Source organism: Nocardia sp. IBHARD005, from assembly GCF_052814245.1.
On sequence record NZ_CP199935.1, the window covers coordinates 1,384,307 to 1,402,240 of the forward strand.

Here is a 17,934-nt window from a genome sequence, read left to right on the forward strand (position 1 = left end):
CCACGCTGCATCAGAACCCCGCTTCGTCGAGGTCCATCACCGCGAGGTCGGTGCCGGAGATGACGGCCCGCTCCGCGGTCAGGTGCGGCAGCACGGTGGTCGCGAAGAACGACGCGACGATGATCTTGCCTCGATAGAAGGCGGCGTCGGTTGTCTCGTCGGAATCGAGTGCGGCCAAGGCGATTTCGGCGGCGACGAGCAGTCGCCACGCCACCAGCAGGTCGCCGGCGACGAGCAGGAACCGGACCGCGTTGAGGCCGATCCGGTAGAGCTCGGACGGCTGTTCGGCCGCGGCCAGCAGGTGTGTGGTGAGGTCGCCCGCGATCTCCTGCACATCCTCGAGTGCATGGGCGAGCAGGATCTTCTCGGTCTTGAGCCGTCCACCGTCGGCGTTGGAGTGGGCGGTGGCGCGGACCCGGTCGAGCAGGTGGGTCAGCGCGACACCGCGGTCGCGGGCGATCTTGCGGAAGAAGAAATCCTGGGCCTGGATGGCGGTGGTGCCCTCGTAGAGGGAGTCGATCTTGGCGTCGCGGATGTACTGCTCGATCGGGTAGTCCTGCAGGAACCCGGACCCGCCGAAGGTTTGCAGCGATTCGGTGAGCAACTGGTAGGCGCGTTCGGAGCCGACGCCCTTGACGATCGGCAGCAGCAGATCGTTGACGCGGGCGGCGATGTTCTCGTCGGCGCCGGAGAGGTGGCGAGCGACCGACGGGTCCTGATGGCCCGCGGTGTAGAGGTAGATCGAGCGCAGGCCCTCGGTGTAAGCCTTCTGCATCATCAGCGACCGGCGGACGTCGGCGTGGTGGATGATGCTCACCTTCGGCGCCGCCTGGTCCGCACCCTGCGCCAGATCGGTGCCCTGAATCCGGGATTTCGCGTACTCGAGGGCATTGAGATAGCCGGTGGACAACGTGGCGATGGCCTTGGTACCCACCATCATTCGCGCTTCCTCGATCACCTCGAACATCTGCGCGATGCCGTGGTGGATCTCGCCGACGAGGTAGCCGACCGCGGGCCCGCCGTCGCCGCCGAAGGTCAGTTCGCAGGTCGCCGAGGCCTTCAAACCCATCTTGTGCTCGACATTGGTGACCAGGACACCGTTGCGCTCGCCGGGCTCGCCGCTGTGATCATCGAAGTGGAACTTCGGGACGATGAACAGACTCAGCCCCTTGGTGCCCGGTCGAGCGCCCTCGGGGCGGGCCAGCACGACGTGGACGATGTTCTCGAACAGGTCGTCGGAGTCGGCGGAGGTGATGAATCGCTTGACGCCTTCGATATGCCAGGAACCGTCTTCCTGTTCGATGGCCTTGGTGCGGCCCGCGCCGACATCGGATCCGGCGTCGGGTTCGGTGAGCACCATGGTCGCGCCCCAGTTGCGCTCGATCATGTGGGTGGCCCAGCGCTGCTGCTGCTCGGTGCCGATGCGGGTGAGGATATCGGCCATCCCCGGGCCGGTCAGGTACAGGTAGGCGGCGGGCTGGGCGCCGAGTAGCAGCTCGCTGATCGCCCAGCCGAGCATCGACGGCGCGGGCACGCCACCGACCTGCTCGCTCTTGGCTACGCGCCACCAGCCTGCGTCCTGCCAGGCCCGCACCGACTTCTTGAACGGTTCGGGCAGCTGGACGGAGTGGGTCTGCGGGGTGAATACCGGTGGGGTGCGGTCGGTTTCGGCGAAGGAATCGGCGACCGGGCCTTCGGCCAGCCGCGCCGCCTCGGTCAGCATCGTCCGCACCGTCTCGCCGTCGAGGTCGCCGAAGGCGCCCGCATCGAGAACGGCGTCGAGGCCGAACACCTCGAACAGGTTGAACAGCAGATCGCGAACGTTGCTCTTGTAGTGGCCCACGGCCCTCACCTCTCGACGGGAAGCACGACATGATGCCGCGGAGCCATGATGTCGCAGCAGATCCACTCGTGCAACCTAAGTAACGCGCCGATAAGGGGTTGTGAAGGGCATTTATAGCTCGTGAGCTGGCTCGATTGCTGCTGTCAATTCTGCAAGTCACTCATCACAAAGTTCTGGTGGTATTTCGGCAAGGGCGATCTGCTCGCCGAGGGCGAACAGCAGGTCGGGCAGGTCGGCGCGGCGGGCGAGTCGCGGGTTGAGAACCGTATCGGTGAGCACGGTGGTGATGGTGTGGATCAGCACCCGCGCGGTGGCCATCGACAGCTCGGGGCGGATGGTCTGCAACAGACGGGCCCAGCCGATACTGCCCTCACGGTGGATCTGGCGATACCGGGCCGCCGCGTCGTCGGGGAGGTGCCCGATCTCGCTGAAAGCCGTACTGACCACGTCGGTCTGGTCGATGGCGAATCGAATGTAGTACCGCAACGCCAGGCGTAGCGATGCCTGGGGGTCCCTGGCTTCGGTACGAGCGCGCTGGGTGAAGATCTCGACCCACTGGCTGTTGCGGTCCATGATCTCGGTGAGCAGGTGGGTCTTGCCGGCGAAATGGTGATACAGCGCGGGACCGCTGACGCCGACCGCGGCGCCGATGTCCTCGATACTCACCGCGCCGAAACCGCGTTCGCTGAACAACCGGGCGGCGGCGATGATCATCTGTTCCCCGCGCGGGTCGTGCGCGGACTGGATTCTCGCTTCGTCGGCACCGGCGCGGTCGAGCAGGGGGAGCGCTTCGCCACCGCCGAAGCGGATATCGATGACGGCATCCATGACACTGCCGAGTACCTGGGCGAACCGGTCCGCGGGCAGGGGGGTGCGGTGGTTGGACGTGCTCGTCACCGCCGACAGCACGATCCAGCTGAGCGCTTCGTGATCCGCGGTGTTCAGGTCGGGTCGGCGGGCCCGGATGGCCTGCCGGATGAGCATGGTCAGGCGAACCCCGCGGCTCAGGACGCCGACCCGGTCGGCCTCGGTCAGGCTGCGGAACTCGAGCTGCCACAGTCGGGTGAGGCCCCGGATCTCCAACGCGACCCGGACCAGTTCGGCCAGCGCCGCACCGCTTTCTCGCGTGCCGCCGACCCGGTCGATGATCAAGTCGAGGCTTTCGCGCAGACAGGATCCGAGGAGGTCCTGCTTGGTGCGGAAATGCCGATACAGCGCGGCGTGGGTGATGCCGACCGCCGAGGCGATATCGGCCATGGACGTGCGGTGATAGCCGTTCTCGGCAAAGGCGCTGGTGGCTGCTTGCAGAATGGTCGCGCGGCGATTGCGTGGCCGGCGGCGCACCGGTGGCGTGATCTCGGACCCGGGCCGCGATGGCGCGGCCTCCTTGCCGGCCGCGCCGAGAATTCCCAGCAGCATGCGCAGCATGGATTCAGCGAACTCGTCGGTGGTGGCGTCCACCCACCCCATCGACCAGTCGTGCATCTGGCCGCTGAGCGCGCCGGCGAAGGCGGCGGCGGTGGGCCGGAAGTCGCGCGGCGCGATCTCCCCGCGGGCGGCGAAGTCGTCGAACAGATCGCACAGCAGGTCCAGCCGACGTGACCGGCACCGCGCCCGCCGGGTGTCGAGGCGATCGCTGACTCCGACCACCTCGACGAAGGCGATCTTGGCGCGGCGCCGATCATCGACGAACGGGGCCAGATAGGCGTGGATCATCGCCGCCGATCGGTCGATCAGCGGTTGGTCCTTCGTGCGGCCTGCCTCGCCGAGTACCTGCTGTTCGACCATGTCGTCGATGTGCAGGTACAGCTCGATCAGGAGGTCTTCGAGCGTGTCGTATTCCTGGTAGAACTGCCTGGTGGACAGGCCGGTGGCGCGGCACAGATCCACCAGGCGGGTGTGCCGATATCCGGCGCCCGCGCCGAAGGTCTCCAGCGCGGTCTCGCACAGCCGATCCCTGCGCTCGGCGCGCCGCTCGTCGGCCGTCAGGCCCCCGTAGCGACCTGCTGACGGCATGATTCTCGCCACGGATTCCCCGATCTCTGCCTCTGCCGGTCTGCTTCGCGCGGTGGACGCGCTCACCCGAATGTAGTCGCGATCCGACAGTTTGGATACAGCAATATTCAGACTTTCCTCCTCGGGTTCCTTCGTTGGCGGCGACCGCCGCGGTGATCGCGGTGCCGAGGACGAACACCGCGGCGAAGCGATCGGGATGGGAGCGCCGGCGTCGATGGGTGGAAAGGGTGTGCCGGAGAATCGCGAGGAGCGGATTCTGTGCCCGCCCGACCGGGCTACACGAGCCCCGGCAACTCGTCACTACGACACCCGGTTCACCCAGCCGTCTTCGAAAGGGGACCGTTCCAATGCCTTCACGACCTGCCCCGAGTCGTCACACGTGGGCTGGGAGAGGCTAGTGACCTTGAACCCCTTCTCACCGGGCTTCCCGATCGCGATGGCGATGTTCGCTCCCGACCGGGGAGGCCGGATCTGTCCGTTCTCAGGGTAGATTTCACCGCGGGAATTGACGCGGGTTTGTAGTGCGGCCCCCGTCAGGAGCCCGGTTCCCTCGGTCGCAGCGGTGCGAGTGAGCTCGAGGGTGTATGTCAGTCGGGCCTCAGCCCCCTGGAACTTGTGCGTGACCTCTCCGCTGTAGGTGACGGTGCTCTCGGGGCCGACCCAGCTGTCCAGAGTCGTTCCGCAGGCGGGAGGCGCCGCGACAGCGGTGGTGTTGGCGGCAGGGAGTATGAACGCGCTGGCGGCTAGGACCCCAGCGAACGCAGTTGTGCGGGCTCGGTTCATGATCATCATCATTGCGTGGGAAATCACCGCCAACCAGCAGAAACGCCGGGTTCGACCCGAATCGGGAGCACACCGCCGCAAGCCCGGCAGGAGCACTGACTGCGTCAGCGTGACTCTTCACGTTACTGGTCACTGGACCCCACGTGCCGATCACTCAAACGCTGGAAACCAGGCAGAACCCGGGATAGTCGATGGGCCGGTCAGTGGTCCTTCTCGGCAGCGCAGCAGCCGTCACCGCAGTCGCCGGCCGCCGCGGGTGCGGTAAGGCCGATCGGCGGAGTCGGACAGCAGGTCTGGCCCTTCCAGGCGTTGCGGCCTTCCTTGACAGCGATCACCGCGATCACCAGCGCGGCGATCGGGTCGGCCCACGACCAGCCGAACAAGCTGTTGAGCAACAACCCGGCCAGCAGGACCGCCGAGAGGTAGGTGCACAACAGGGTCTGCTTGGAATCGGCCACGGCCGAAGCGGATCCGAGTTCGCGTCCGGCGCGGCGCTGAGCTGCGGACAGGGCAGGCATGACGACCAGGCTGACCGCGGCCAAGCCGATACCGATCGTCGAGTGCTCGGCCTGGCCGGCACCGAGCAGAGCGCGCAGGGAGCCGGCGGTGACATAGGTGGCGAGGGCGAAGAAGGAGAACGCGATGATGCGCAGCGCGATCTTCTCCCGTTTCTCCGGATCACGCCCCGCGAACTGCCAGGCGACGGCGGCGGCGGAGGACACCTCGATCACCGAGTCCAGGCCGAATCCGATCAGCGCGGTCGAGGACACCCGCGCGCCTTCGGTGAGTGCGATGATCGCCTCGATCACGTTGTAGGTGATGGTCGCAGCGACAAACCACTGAATTCGTCTCGCCAGCAACGCCTTACGCGCCGGGTCCAGCTCGGCCGGAATCGGTGTGGGCAGCGCGGGCAGGCCGAGGGAGGCCATCAGCAACACCCCTCGGTGTCGGGCGCGGGGCAGCAGGCCGGGTCGACCGCGAGCACCAGCCCGAGCAGGTCGCCCAACGCGGCGGCGATCCGCGCGTCGGCGAGTTCGTAGCGGGAGCGCCGACCTTCCGCAACAGCGACGACCAAGCCGCATCCGCGCAGGCAGGCCAGGTGGTTGGACAGGATCTGGCGGGAAACCCCGATCGTGTCGGCCAGGTCCGCCGGGTAGGCAGGGCCGTCTCGCAGTTCGAGGAGGACGCGGGTGCGGGTGGTGTCGGACAGGGCATGCCCGAAGCGGGCCAGCGCGTCGGTGTGCAGGACGGTCTCCATGCCATCGACGGTACATCGAAATCTGTATTCATGGAATAGTGGATCATGCCCGTGCGGCTAGCATGGCGACCATGATCGAAGCCTCCCGATATGTCCTGTTTGCCCGGAGTTGGTTCTGGTGACCGCCCGTTCGGCGTCGCGCCGCGTCCGGATCGTGACCACGGTGGCGGCGGTGCTGGCCATCGTCGTCGGCGCGGTGGTGCTGGCCGCGGCCCGCAACGACGACCGCGTCGTATCGGCTCCCGCATCGGCTCCCGCGCCGGGCGGGGCGACCGCAGTCGGGCAGGCGATGGTGGTGCGCCCGGGCAGTCATCGCCTGTCCGACCCGGCGGGCGCACGGGTGACGTTGGTGGAGTTCCTGGATTTCGAGTGCGAAGCGTGCCGGGCGATGTATCCGGCGATGGAGCAGTTGCGCACCGAGTACGGCGACCGCGTGAGTTTCGTGGTCCGCTACTTCCCGATTCCCTCACACGTCAATTCGGGACGGGCCGCTCGCGCCGCCGAAGCTGCCGCCGGGCAGGGCCGGTTCGAGCAGATGTATCAGCGGCTGTTCGAAACCCAGGCCGAATGGGGCGAGAAACGAGTGGCCCAGGATGCGGTGTTTCGGGGTCTGGCCGTCGAAATCGGCTTGGACATGGCCGCATTCGACGCGGCCTACACCGACCCGGCTACCGCAGCGCGCGTACGGTCGGACTTCGACGAGGGCCTGGCGCTGGGAGTCGGGGGAACGCCGAGCTTCTTCGTCGATGGCAAGAAGATCACCGTAGGTGATTCCCGTGATCTTGCCGCCGCCTTGGATGATGCCCTGAAATGACCCGTACCCCGGCCGGCGCGTCGGCGCGGCCGGGGTAGCTCATTCCGCGAGCGGATTTGCTCAGGTGGTGACCCGGCCGATCCCCGGTGGTGGCGAGGTAGGAGCGGTAATCGTCCCCGTGGACGCGGATCAGGTAGGGGTCGTACTGTTGTCGAGAAGTCTTGTGGCGCAGCTTCTACCAGGTTGTTTTGCGGCATAGCTCGCTGTCGTGCCCGGGTTCGATCTGCACGGTGGCATGTTCGAGGTGATAGGTCTGGGCCAACAGGTGTTGGGCTGCGCCCAACACCGCGTCGGTGTCGGCGTCAGGGTCGGTTACCAGGTGCACGGAGGCGACTTCCATGCCCGGGGTAAGAGTCCACACGTGCAGGTCGTGGACCGCTTCGACGCCGTCGAGTCCGCGCAGTGAGCGTTCGATCCGCCCGAGGTCCAGGTCGGCGGGGGCATGCTGGAACAGGATCCGCAAGGCCTGGCGGCCCAGATGGTAGGCGCGTGGCAGGACGAACAGTCCGATGGCGACACCGATCGCGGGGTCGGCGTAGCGCCAGCCGAAGAAAATGGTGATCAGGCCGCTGGCCAGCACGCCGAGCGAGCCGAGCATGTCGGCCATGACTTCCAGATACGCCCCGCGCATGTTGAGGCTTTCCTTGGCGCCTTCGCGCAGGATCAGCATGCTGATCACGTTCATCGCCAAGCCGACGACGGCGACGAGCGCCACGGGCAGGCCAGGAACCTCCGGTGGGTCCGAGAGGCGCCCGACGGCTTCGTAGAGAACCCAGCCGGCCACGCCGAACAGCAGGATGGCGTTGAACAGCGCGGCGAAAACTTCCGCCCGATACATCCCGAACGAGCGGGCGCCGCCGATGATGGCATAGCGTGCGATCAGGACCGCAACCAGTGCCATCGTCACTCCGAATACGTCGGTGAACACGTGCGCCGAATCCGACAGCAGTGCCAGCGACGAGGTCGAAAGTCCGACCGTGACCTGGGCGACGAAGGTGACCAGGCCAAGGCCGATCGCTATCGCCAGGCGGGTTGTGTACCGACTCGAGGCGCTGCCCTGAGTTGGATTGCTCGATCCGTGACTGTGTCCTGCGCCCACTGTCGAACCTCCTTGTTGCCGCGGTGGCTTCACCGTCCGGACGTCTCTACCCGACAAACAGACAATAACATGCGCATGTGTGCATGTATAGAGGAAATGGCGGGACCTGACTCGCAGGCTCGATGAGGCTGCGAGTCAGGTCGAGCCGGGCGGCCGATCAGACGCGCACGGCGTCGGGGAGGAGTTCGTCGTGGTGTTCGGTGACTGTGTCTGTCCCGACGTGCCACACGGTGGCGGTAGCGATGTCGAAGAACAGCCCTGCGATATGCACCGCCCCGGTGGCCGCCGCGATCGCCACGAGAGGATGCTGACGGGCCGTCTCGACCTGGATCGCGACATTGACGATGCTCAACTGGTCGCGGGTATCGAATCCGGCCGCCGCGGCCGCCGCCGCGACCGGATGCCCGGCGACATAGGCGTGCAAGCTGGGCCGGGCGTGGTCGAGCCACTCGCGGATGCTCGTCGACACCGGGGCATCGTTGAGCAAGGCGCCCATCGCGCCACATCCGGAGTGCCCGCAGATGATGATCGAGGAGACAGCCAATTCCTCGACCGCGAACGCCAGCGCGGCCTCGACGGAGGTATCGGCGTTCTCGGCGGGAATCAGGTTACCGACGTTACGGACGGTGAACAGGTCACCGGGACCACTGTGGGTGATGACATTGGGAACCACTCGCGAGTCGGCACAGGTCAAGAACAGCGATCTCGGTGCTTGCCCGTCGCGCAGTTCGTTGAGGTGCGTGCGAACCATCGGGGCGTGGCGGCGGGTGTAGCGCGAGATTCCATCGAGCATCGGGCGCAGCGGACCCGAGCGCAGCTGGGCTTCGGCGGCGGTGTCCGTGTCCTGCCAGGCTTTCCAGGGCTCCAAACCGCGCGCTTGTGCTGAGGATCCGCGCTGCGGCGGACCCTGGGTGGTCGCCGAGAGCGCGTCGGAGCCGAGTTCGTCGATGAGCACGGTCCCGCCGGCTTCGCGGTGGCGGCGTTCCCATTCGTGCAGCACATCCGTCGCGGCATGGTCGATGAAGTCGACAGTCAGCTCGACGGTCACATCAGCGCCTTCGGGAACCGAATCCAGCACGCCCGACAGCTTCGGCAGCGACAGGAAGGTGCATGTTCCTTCGATCACGACGCGCCAGCGCCGCGAGCCTGGTTCGCCGACCGGTTCGGCATGAATGTCCGCCCGCGCCGCGCGCCAGACGACGAGGGCGATCGCCACGACCAGCCCGATCAGCACACCTTCGAGCAGGTTGAGGAACATCACTCCGGCCACGGTGATCAGGTAGACCCACAGGTCACCGGTGCGATGCGCGAGCCGGATGTGGGCCACCTTGACCAGCTGGACGCCGATGACGATCAACAGTCCTGCCAGTGCGGCTTTGGGGATTTGCTGCACGATGCCGGCCAGGAGAACCGAGAACAACAGAATCCAGACGCCGTGCAGGATCGTCGATGCCTTGGACTTCGCGCCCGCCGCGACATTGGTCGCGCTGCGAACGATGACACCGGTGATCGGCAGACCGCCGAGCATGCCCGAGGCGATATTCGCCGTGCCCTGGCCGATGAGTTCGCGGTTCAGATCGGTCCGCGTACCGGAGTGCATTTTGTCCACCGCTACCGCCGAGAGCAAGCTTTCCACGCTCGCGATCAGTGCCACGGTCAAGACGCCGGTAGCGACGGCCAGCCACTTGCCTTCGGGCAGCGACGGCAGTGCGATCGCGTCGAACAGGGATCCGTCCATCACGATGCGCTCGACACCCAGTGGCGCCACCAACGACACGACAGTCGCCGCGACCACCGCGACCAGTGCGCCAGGAACGCGCCCCAGTGCGCCGGGCACCTTCTTCCACGACAGCAACGTCACGATGACGATGAGCCCGATCACCAGGTCTCCCCAGTGCAGACGCGTCAGCTGGGCTGGTAACTGAGTCAGGTTCTGCCACACCGAGCTTCGCGATGTCCCGCCCAGCAGAACTTGCAACTGCTGGATCGCGATGGTGATGCCGATGCCGGCGAGCATGGCATGCACGACGACGGGGGATATCGCCAACGCGGCCCGGGCGACCCGGCTCAGTCCGAACAGGATTTGCAGCACGCCGGCGGCGACGGTGATCGCACAGGTGACCTGCCAACCGAATTTGGCGACCAGTTCGGCCACAACGACGGTCAGTCCGGCCGCTGGGCCGCTGGCCAGCAGCGGCGAGCCACCGACCGCGCCCGCGACGATGCCACCGATGACCGCGGCGATCAGACCGGCCATGATCGGGGCGTCGGAGGCGATGGCGATACCCAGCGACAGCGGCAGCGCCACCAGGAACACCACGACCGATGCGGGCAGATCATGGCGCAGAACGCCACGGAGCCGATCGGTCAGTGGTGACTGTGAAACGTGTGGATCGCCCGTGCGCTCGTGCGCCTCGGCCTGGGACATGAGTGTTTCCTCCACCGGAGTCGGTCTAGTGGCCGATGACGGTGTGCCGTCGGCGGTCGAAGGTAGGAGCTGCGCGGAACATCGCAGGCAGGGCTCCTCGAAGGCCCGACGGCGGATGGGTCCCTGCCGGGGGAGCCATCGCACCGTCGGGCATGTGCCTTACCTGATGAGGGGAAGCGACACGATCGAAACCCTAGAACCCGGTTCGTTGCAGCAGTTGTAACCCACGTCACAAACCAGCTAACTCTAAGTCACTTCTCAGAAACAACTATGTCGCATAGTACTTAGCTCGCCGAAGAAGTGGGCTGGATCCTACTGGTCGGTGTGCACAGCGCATCGCTGATCAGCGATAGTTGATCGGTGGGTGTCTGCACGATTGCTGCCCGGTCGACCTGGCCGCAGTCGGGACGCACAGAGAGAGGCAGGACGATGAACGGATTGGGCACTCTGGAAGCCCGAGTGATGGACGTGCTGTGGAACACCTCCGAAGCGCTGACGGTGCGTGACATCCTCGAGCGCCTGCCCGACCCCTACGCCTACACCACCATCCTGACTGTGCTCACGCACCTCCACGAGAAGGAGTGGGTGGTGCGCGTCATGCACCGGCGGGCATATCTATACCGGCCGACGCGCTCCCGTGCCGAAGCGACCGCCGAGGTCGTGCGCGGAATCATGGACTCCAGCAATGACCCCGAGTCCGTGCTGCTCCACCTGGCTTCCATCGTGACCGAGTCCGAATCCGAAGCGTTCCATCGGGGGCGCACCCGTCCGGCGAAGCGGTCGAGGAAATGATCATCGCGTTGGGAGCGATGTGGGCTGCCGCGATCTTGGCCCTCGCCGCACCGGCCTTGCTGCACCGCATCACGCCGTCGATGAATCCCCGCGCCGCCCTCGGATGCTGGCAGGCCTGCCTCGCCGCGGTGCTCGGGCGGGGCGCGGTCGCGGTGATCGCGGGAGTGTGGCCAGGGCATGCGCCAGGTGTCGGCCTGGCCGAAGCTGCCTCGCGATGTTTGACCCAGGTGGTCCACGCGGTGCCGAGCTGGGTGACCGATCTGTTGACTGCCACCGGCCTGATGGTGGTCGCGGGCCTGGTCATTCGGGTCGCGACGAGCGCGCGTCGACACGCTCGGGCCGGAGCGCGGGTGCGCGCCTACCATCGCGATGTGGTCAGTGTGGTCGCTCGCCCTGGCACCGAGGAGGTGCCGGTGATGTGGCTCGACCACCCGAAGCCGATGGCTTACAGCGTCGACGGCCGACCCGGAATGGTCGTCGCCACCGAAGGATTGGCGCGCAAGCTCAACGACAGCCAGCGACGGGCGGTACTCGCACACGAGTACGCGCACCTGCGTGGCGGCCACCATCGCCTGATTCGAGGCTGTGAAGTTCTGGCAGCGGCGCTGCCCTGGATCCCGCTGTTCGCCGGCGCGCCGAAGGCAGTGGCCGCTCTGGCCGAATTCGCCGCCGACGACTCCGCCGCAGCCGCCACCAGCCCCGCGACGATCCGTTCAGCTCTCTGCGCTGTCGCGGCCACGACCGGCGAGCCATCCGCCACGCTCTCGCTGGGCGGTCAGGTCCTGCAGCAACGCCTGCGGCGATTGGAGCCCTCGACCCCGCCGCGGCGATCATCGCGGTGGCGGGCGATGAGCCTGTATCTGGTGTTGGCCGCCACAGCCCCGCCGACCGGCATCCTGGCTTGTGCCGCAGCAGCGTGCCTGCTCGTGTCCTGATGCCGGACGCCAACCAACAACTATGTAGCATAGTTTTCGGCGCCGGGTCATCGACCGCGCCGCGCGGCGACGACTGCCTCCGCGGAACGCGTACTCGGGAGGCCGGGAATGGTTGGACGAACCGTCGTTGTCGCAGTGCTGGCAGCATTGGCGGTGGTGCTGCCGCTCGGCCCGGCGAGCGCGCACAGCCAGCTCGACAGCTCGATACCCGCCGCGGGAGCGCGCGTCGACTCGCCACTGACAATGATCGAATTGACGTTCAATCAGCAGATCGGGGCCGCATTCGCCACCGTCGGCGTGACCGACAGCAGCGGCACGAGCTGGGCCGCCCAAGTATCGAAGGTCGAGGGCAAGACGGTGGGTGTCGCCGTGAGCCCGACGATGCCGCCGCAGCAGTACACGGTCGCTTACCGGGTGGTCTCCGAAGACGGACATCCCATCACCGGCTCCTACGACTTCACCTACACCGCCGTCCCGGCATCATCGACCGCGGTACCGGCAGATACGCAATCGACTGTGAATGCCGGAGCGAGCGAATCATCGGCTACTGCACCGGCGTCGAGTGAAATCCCATGGCCGCTGATCGGGGTCCTTCTCGCGCTGGTCGTGGGTGGCGTGGTCGTGACGTTACGTGTCGGCAAGCGATCACGGCACTGAGATCGACGACATGCTCGCCACGTCGATCCACCTGCCCGATTCGGCACCGTCGATCGGTTCGATGCTGGCATGGAATCCCCAGCCGTTTCCTGTTCTCCCAGTGCTGGCGGTCGCGGCCGCCGTGCTCTACCTGGCCGGCCTCCTGCGGCTGCGCCGACTGCGGCGACCATGGCCATGGTGGCGCACCGCGTGCTTCCTCGGCGGGTGCCTGCTGCTGGCGGGAACTACCGGCTTGGGCATCGAAGGCTACGGATACCAGCTGTTCAGCGTCTGGATGTTCCAGCACCTGACGCTGTCGATGACGATTCCCCCGCTGTTGGTGTGGGGCTGCCCCGGGCTGATGTTGCTGCGCGCGACACCGCACCACGGCTTCGGCCGGGCTGTCCTCATCATGGCGCTGAGTGGGTTACGTAGCCGCACCGCGCGAGTGCTGCTGCACCCCGGGTTCACCATCCCGCTTTTCTTGTTCAGCTACTACGGGATCTATCTGACGCCGGTCTTCGACACCGTCGGGTCCACAGTCGCCGGTCACCAAATGTTCGAACTGTTCTTCCTGCTCAGCGGCCTGCTATTCGTCGTGCCCATCTTGTCGATCGGTCCACTTCCCCTCCGCCAGACAAACCTCGGGCGATTCTTCGACCTGTTCGTCGAGATGCCTCTACACGTGTTCTTCGGCGTCATCCTGATGATGGGGACCACTCCGATCGTGGAGCTGTTCGCTGATCCGCCGACGAACTGGGGCATCGACGCGATGCGCGACCAGTACCTGGCGGGCGCCCTCGCATGGTCCTACGGCGAACCGGTCGCGCTTGTCGTGGTCATCGTCTTCGCGATCCGCTGGCGTCGCGACGAAATGCGCGAGAACGCCGTCGCCGACCATCGCGCCGACATAGCCGGCGACGCCGAACTGGACGCCTACAACGCCTTCCTCGAGACCCTCCACCCTGCCCCCGCTGATACACGGGCCTGCCACTCCATCCCGGTCGGCTCGACAGCACAAAGGACCACCGAATGAGCACATCCAGACCTCCGGCGGCCAACCGGAAACGCGGCTCCCGCGGCGTGAGGAAGGCGGCGGCCGAAAAGCTCGCTCGCAAGCAGACACCGTGGACAGTGATCGGGGCAGCCGCGGCCATCGTCGCGTTGACCGCCGGACTCGCCGTGCACTACGTCCCCAAGTACCGCGAATACGCCGAGGCCCAACGCTACGTTCCCGGAACCAGCCAGCCGGACCCCTCCGAACGCATCGACGGAGTCACCAAGCAGGAATATCCGGCCGGTAGTCATGTGCGGGCAACCCAGCGTGTCGCCTACGACCAGTCCCCGCCGTTCGGCGGCCCGCACGACCAGAGCTGGGCAACCTGCACCGGCGAGGTGTACACGAACCCGATCCGCAGCGAGAACGCCGTCCATTCGCTCGAACACGGCGCTGTCTGGATCACCTATAACCCGGATCGTCTCGACGCCGAGGCGCTTTCCGCCTTGCGCGCCGAGGTAGCCGGCAAGCCCTACATGCTGATGTCGCCCTATCCGAATCTGGATTCGCCTGTCGCGCTTCAGTCGTGGGGTCGCCAGCTCAAACTCGACACCGTCGACGACCCCCGCATCACGCGCTTCGTCAATGCCTTGCGGCAAAACCCCAACACCCACCCCGAGCCAGGAGCCAGCTGCGCCACCACCGGGGCCGGATTCGACCCCGACGCGCCGCCCCCGTTCGACCCGGCCCCACCGGGACCGGACGCCGTGCAGATCACCCCGGCCGGCAGTGCATCCACCAAGCCCGCCGGCGGCCCGCGATGACCGCTGAGCCCCAACCCGTCGCGGCGTTACCCGGGCGATCGCGGTTCACCTCGATCGTGGTCGCGGTGGCAGCAGTCACACTGATCGTGGGCCTGCTCGCCGGATTCTGGGTGCGCGCGATGGTGCTGGCGGACCCGTCGGAGACAGCGATCGATGTCGTCGATGTGGGATTCGCCCAGGACATGGGTACCCACCACAACCAAGCGGTCGAGATGTCGGCGACGGCGTTGACACAAGCGGTCGACCCCGCAGTGCGGACATTGGCCTTCGACGTCCTGACAACCCAGCAGAGCCAGCTGGGGATGATGCGCGGCTGGTTGATGCTGTGGGACCAGCCGGTGTCCTCCGAGCAGCCGATGCGTTGGATGAGCGCGCCGGATGCGCATACACCGGCAGCGGCGCATCAGATGCCGGAGCAGCGGCCGATGCGCATGCCAGGGATGGCAACGACCGAAGAACTCGCCGATTTGCGCAGAATCCGCGGAACCGATTTCGACACCCGGTATCTGCAACTGTTGCTCCGTCACCACGAAGGCGGTGTGACAATGGCGCGTGTGGCGCGCGACACCGCGACGATCCCCGCCGTCGCCGCACTGGCCGAACAGATCGACAACGCACAGACTGCCGAATCGCAGACCCTGCGTGACATGCTCGCGCAGCGCGGCGCCCCGACGCTGCCGATGAACTGAGGTTCGCACCGAGACGTGATCGCCGCCGCTGGCAACCGGGGTGCCGGGCCGATTCTCCAATATTGTTTGGCGTATTGAATCAAATAGTTCGGTATGCCAAACTATTTGCAATATGAGTGATCCGAGCCGCCGTTTTCTGTTGGGCGGTGCACTGGCGAGCACCGCCGGATTAGCGCTGGCGGGCCGCAGCCTGCTGGACGCGTCCCCGGCCAAAGCCCAAACACCCGCTGGTCACAGCGGTGCCCATGGTGGCGGAGCCGACGGCCCCACCTTCCGTATCGGCCAGACCGTCGACCACACCGCCAACGGGTTCAACCCCACCCAGGTCCTGCGCGACTTCGACTACGGCACCACCACGCGCCTGCCCGATGGACGGACCCTGCGTGAGTGGGAGGTCTTCGCCAGCGACGAAGACATCGAAGTCGCCCCCGGTGTCACCTTCTCGGCATGGACGCTCAACGCCCGCATCCCCGGCCCGACCCTGCGCTGCCGCGAAGGCGAGTTGCTGCGAGTGCATTTCCGCAACGGCTCCGAGCACCCGCACACGCTGCACTTCCACGGCATCCACCCCGCCGAGATGGACGGCATCGCCGGCCTCGGCGCCGGGATAATCCAGCCAGGCGAATCCACGACATATGAGTTCGACGCGACACCGTTCGGGCTGCACTTGTTCCACTGCCACGTAGGACCGCTGGCCGAGCACATCGCCCGCGGCATGTACGGCACATTCATCGTCGACCCACCCGCACCGCGTCCGCCCGCGGACGAGATGGTGATGGTGATGCACGGCTACAACACCACTTTCGACGGTGAAGGCAACCAGCTCTACGCGGTCAACGGGATCCCCTTCCACTACATGCACGAACCGGTGCGCGTGAAACGCAACGAACTGGTTCGCATCTACCTGGTCAATGTGCTCGAGTACGACCCGATCAACAGCTTCCACGTCCACGGCAACTTCTTCGACTACTACCCGACCGGAACTCGGCTGCAGTCCTCGGAGTTCACCGACACCATCGTGCAAGGCCAAGGTCAACGCGGAATCTGCGAGATGCGATTCCCGCACCCGGGCAAGTACATGTTCCATGCCCACAAAACAGAATTCGCCGAACTCGGGTGGATGGGGTTCTTCGAGGTGACCGACTGATGAGCGCCCCCACACCCACACAACGTCGGCCCTGGCTGTTGGGCCTGGCCACCCTGATCCTGCTGGTTCTGGCGCTGATCGGGATCGCTCTACTCGGTGGAGCGAGTCTGCCCGACCGTGCCGGACCGCCCGTCGAGGAAGTGGGCGTCGAAAAGGTAGTCCTCGAACCCGGCTCGATCGAGCTGAATCTGCGCAACACCGGGCCCGACCCGGTCGCGGTCGCGCAGGTTTTCGTCAACGACGCCTATGTCGACTTCACCGGACCGACCGAACCGATCGGCCGACTCTCCTCGGCGCACCTGGTGCTCGACTATCCGTGGCAGAACGGGCAGCCGTACAAGGTTTCGCTGCTGACCTCTACCGGGCTGGTCATCGAACACGACATCGCCGCCGCGGTCGAAACCCCACAGGCCGGTGCCTCGTTCTTCGGGTTGATGGCCTTGCTCGGCACCTACGTCGGCATCATCCCGGTGGTGCTCGGGATGCTGTTCCTGCCGTTCCTGCGCTCGGTCGGCACCGCCACCGTGCGGGTGCTGCTCGGGTTCACCATCGGGCTGCTGGTGTTCCTGGCGTGGGAAGGCACCAGTGAGGGTTTCGAGATCGCCGACACCTCCGGTGCCGCGTTCGGTGGCGCCTCGCTGGTCGTCCTCGGCGCGATCCTGGCATTCCTGACGCTCACCGCGATCGACCAATGGCTGCGCGGTCGCCGCCACGCCGCGGCCGAGCAAGGTACGGCGAGCGGCATCCGGTTGGCGTTGATGATCGCGATCGGCATCGGTCTGCACAATCTCGGCGAAGGCCTGGCCATCGGATCCGCCTACGCCATCGGCGAACTCGCCCTCGGCACGTTCCTCGTCATCGGTTTCACCATCCAGAACACCACCGAGGGCTTGGCCGTTGTCGCCCCCCTGACCGAACGCCGCCCATCGCTGGCAGCGCTGGCGGGATTGGGGCTGGTCGCGGGCGCACCGGCGATCCTGGGTGCGGTGATCGGCGCGAGCGCGAACAATCCTGAAGTCTCGGCGTTGCTGCTCGGGGTCGGTGTCGGCGCGATCGTCCAGGTGATCGTCCAGATCACCCCCAGCGTGCGCGAACCAGGCACCACCACGATCAGCGCCCGCACCCTCGCCGGGATCGGCGCCGGACTGGTGACCATGTGGGCGACCGGACTATTGGTGGCCGGATGACCGCCACCAGCCCCCTCGCCACCCCGGTTTCTCGCCGCACCGCTCTGGCTGGTGCGTGCACGTTGTGCGCGGTCGCGGTCACCGGCTGCGCGACCGGGCAGGCCTCCGAGTCCGACGGTCAGCCGGTGCGCGTATCGCGCACCGAGATCGAAATCGGTAGCGCCACAGTATTTTCCGAGCACCGGATCCTGGTCACCCACCCCGGTGAGGGGATGTACCGGGCGTTCTCGGCGGTCTGCACCCATCAAGGGTGCGCGGTCACCGACATCGAGGGCGACGTCGTGAAATGTCTCTGCCATGGCAGCAAATTCCGCCTCACCGACGGATCTGTCGCCGCGGGTCCCGCCCAAAAACCGCTGCCCGAACGCACAGTCGCGGTTGAAGGCGACGCCATCATCATCACCTGAATTCGATACCGCCACGTCAAGGCAGGCATCAGGCACCACGCCCGGTCATCACACCGACCCGTCCGCTGTCTCGCGGATA

16 protein-coding genes are annotated in these 17,934 nt (G+C 66.4%); 10 read left to right on the forward strand and 6 right to left on the reverse strand.

The features are described 5' to 3' along the window. Nucleotides 1-10: 10 nt before the first annotated feature. The 4 genes from ACTWPB_RS06335 to ACTWPB_RS06350 form a co-directional block, all read right to left on the reverse strand. Nucleotides 11-1,843 (reverse strand): acyl-CoA dehydrogenase, encoded by a 1,833-nt coding sequence (locus ACTWPB_RS06335; RefSeq protein ID WP_446224755.1) that lies wholly within the window; start codon nt 1,841-1,843, stop codon nt 11-13. Nucleotides 1,844-1,999: 156 nt separating this feature from the next. Continuing rightward, a complete protein-coding gene (locus ACTWPB_RS06340; protein ID WP_446224756.1) occupies nt 2,000-3,859 on the reverse strand; it encodes a TetR/AcrR family transcriptional regulator in 1,860 nt (619 codons plus the stop codon). A gap of 983 nt (nt 3,860-4,842) precedes the next feature. Beyond that, complete coding sequence (locus ACTWPB_RS06345; RefSeq protein WP_446224757.1) at nt 4,843-5,571, reverse strand: cation transporter; 729 nt, start codon at nt 5,569-5,571, stop codon at nt 4,843-4,845. Continuing rightward, a complete protein-coding gene (locus ACTWPB_RS06350) occupies nt 5,571-5,900 on the reverse strand; it encodes an ArsR/SmtB family transcription factor (protein WP_446224758.1) in 330 nt (109 codons plus the stop codon). Before ACTWPB_RS06350 ends, ACTWPB_RS06345 begins: the two co-directional genes overlap by 1 nt. Before the next feature lie 118 nt (nt 5,901-6,018). On the opposite strand from ACTWPB_RS06350, the gene ACTWPB_RS06355 reads away from it, so the two are divergent. Then, nucleotides 6,019-6,714: a DsbA family protein gene (locus ACTWPB_RS06355; RefSeq protein ID WP_446224759.1), complete on the forward strand. Its 696-nt coding sequence runs from the start codon at nt 6,019-6,021 to the stop codon at nt 6,712-6,714. Nucleotides 6,715-6,889: 175 nt separating this feature from the next. Here ACTWPB_RS06355 and ACTWPB_RS06360 read toward each other — a convergent pair whose 3' ends face one another. Next, on the reverse strand, nt 6,890-7,813 hold the full coding sequence (locus ACTWPB_RS06360; RefSeq protein ID WP_446224760.1) for a cation diffusion facilitator family transporter: 924 nt from the start codon (nt 7,811-7,813) through the stop codon (nt 6,890-6,892). A 157-nt stretch (nt 7,814-7,970) separates the two neighbouring features. Further along, nucleotides 7,971-10,241, reverse strand: coding sequence for a SulP family inorganic anion transporter (locus tag ACTWPB_RS06365; protein ID WP_446224761.1), 2,271 nt, complete (start codon nt 10,239-10,241; stop codon nt 7,971-7,973). Nucleotides 10,242-10,670: 429 nt separating this feature from the next. On the opposite strand from ACTWPB_RS06365, the gene ACTWPB_RS06370 reads away from it, so the two are divergent. The 9 genes from ACTWPB_RS06370 (at nt 10,671) to ACTWPB_RS06410 (ending at nt 17,855) form a co-directional block, all read left to right on the forward strand. Beyond that, nucleotides 10,671-11,033, forward strand: coding sequence for a BlaI/MecI/CopY family transcriptional regulator (locus tag ACTWPB_RS06370; RefSeq protein WP_446224762.1), 363 nt, complete (start codon nt 10,671-10,673; stop codon nt 11,031-11,033). Continuing rightward, nucleotides 11,030-11,968 (forward strand): M56 family metallopeptidase, encoded by a 939-nt coding sequence (locus ACTWPB_RS06375; protein WP_446224763.1) that lies wholly within the window; start codon nt 11,030-11,032, stop codon nt 11,966-11,968. The genes ACTWPB_RS06370 and ACTWPB_RS06375 overlap by 4 nt, the downstream gene beginning before the upstream one ends. Nucleotides 11,969-12,076: 108 nt before the next feature. Beyond that, complete coding sequence (locus ACTWPB_RS06380; RefSeq protein WP_446224764.1) at nt 12,077-12,625, forward strand: copper resistance CopC family protein; 549 nt, start codon at nt 12,077-12,079, stop codon at nt 12,623-12,625. A 10-nt stretch (nt 12,626-12,635) separates the two neighbouring features. Further along, nucleotides 12,636-13,640 carry a cytochrome c oxidase assembly protein gene (locus tag ACTWPB_RS06385; protein WP_446224765.1) on the forward strand — a complete coding sequence of 335 codons (1,005 nt, stop codon included), beginning with the start codon at nt 12,636-12,638 and terminating at the stop codon, nt 13,638-13,640. Next, nucleotides 13,637-14,425, forward strand: a complete 789-nt coding sequence (locus tag ACTWPB_RS06390) for a DUF3105 domain-containing protein (protein WP_446224766.1) — start codon at nt 13,637-13,639, stop codon at nt 14,423-14,425. Before ACTWPB_RS06385 ends, ACTWPB_RS06390 begins: the two co-directional genes overlap by 4 nt. Nucleotides 14,426-14,490: 65 nt before the next feature. Beyond that, complete coding sequence (locus ACTWPB_RS06395) at nt 14,491-15,114, forward strand: DUF305 domain-containing protein (protein ID WP_446224767.1); 624 nt, start codon at nt 14,491-14,493, stop codon at nt 15,112-15,114. A gap of 112 nt (nt 15,115-15,226) precedes the next feature. After that, a complete protein-coding gene (locus ACTWPB_RS06400) occupies nt 15,227-16,261 on the forward strand; it encodes a multicopper oxidase domain-containing protein (protein WP_446224768.1) in 1,035 nt (344 codons plus the stop codon). Next, nucleotides 16,261-17,448, forward strand: a complete 1,188-nt coding sequence (locus ACTWPB_RS06405; protein ID WP_446224769.1) for a ZIP family metal transporter — start codon at nt 16,261-16,263, stop codon at nt 17,446-17,448. The genes ACTWPB_RS06400 and ACTWPB_RS06405 overlap by 1 nt, the downstream gene beginning before the upstream one ends. Next, the gene (locus tag ACTWPB_RS06410; RefSeq protein WP_446224770.1) at nt 17,445-17,855 is read left to right on the forward strand and encodes a Rieske (2Fe-2S) protein; all 411 of its coding nucleotides are present in this window, start codon (nt 17,445-17,447) and stop codon (nt 17,853-17,855) included. Before ACTWPB_RS06405 ends, ACTWPB_RS06410 begins: the two co-directional genes overlap by 4 nt. Nucleotides 17,856-17,934 lie beyond the last annotated feature (79 nt).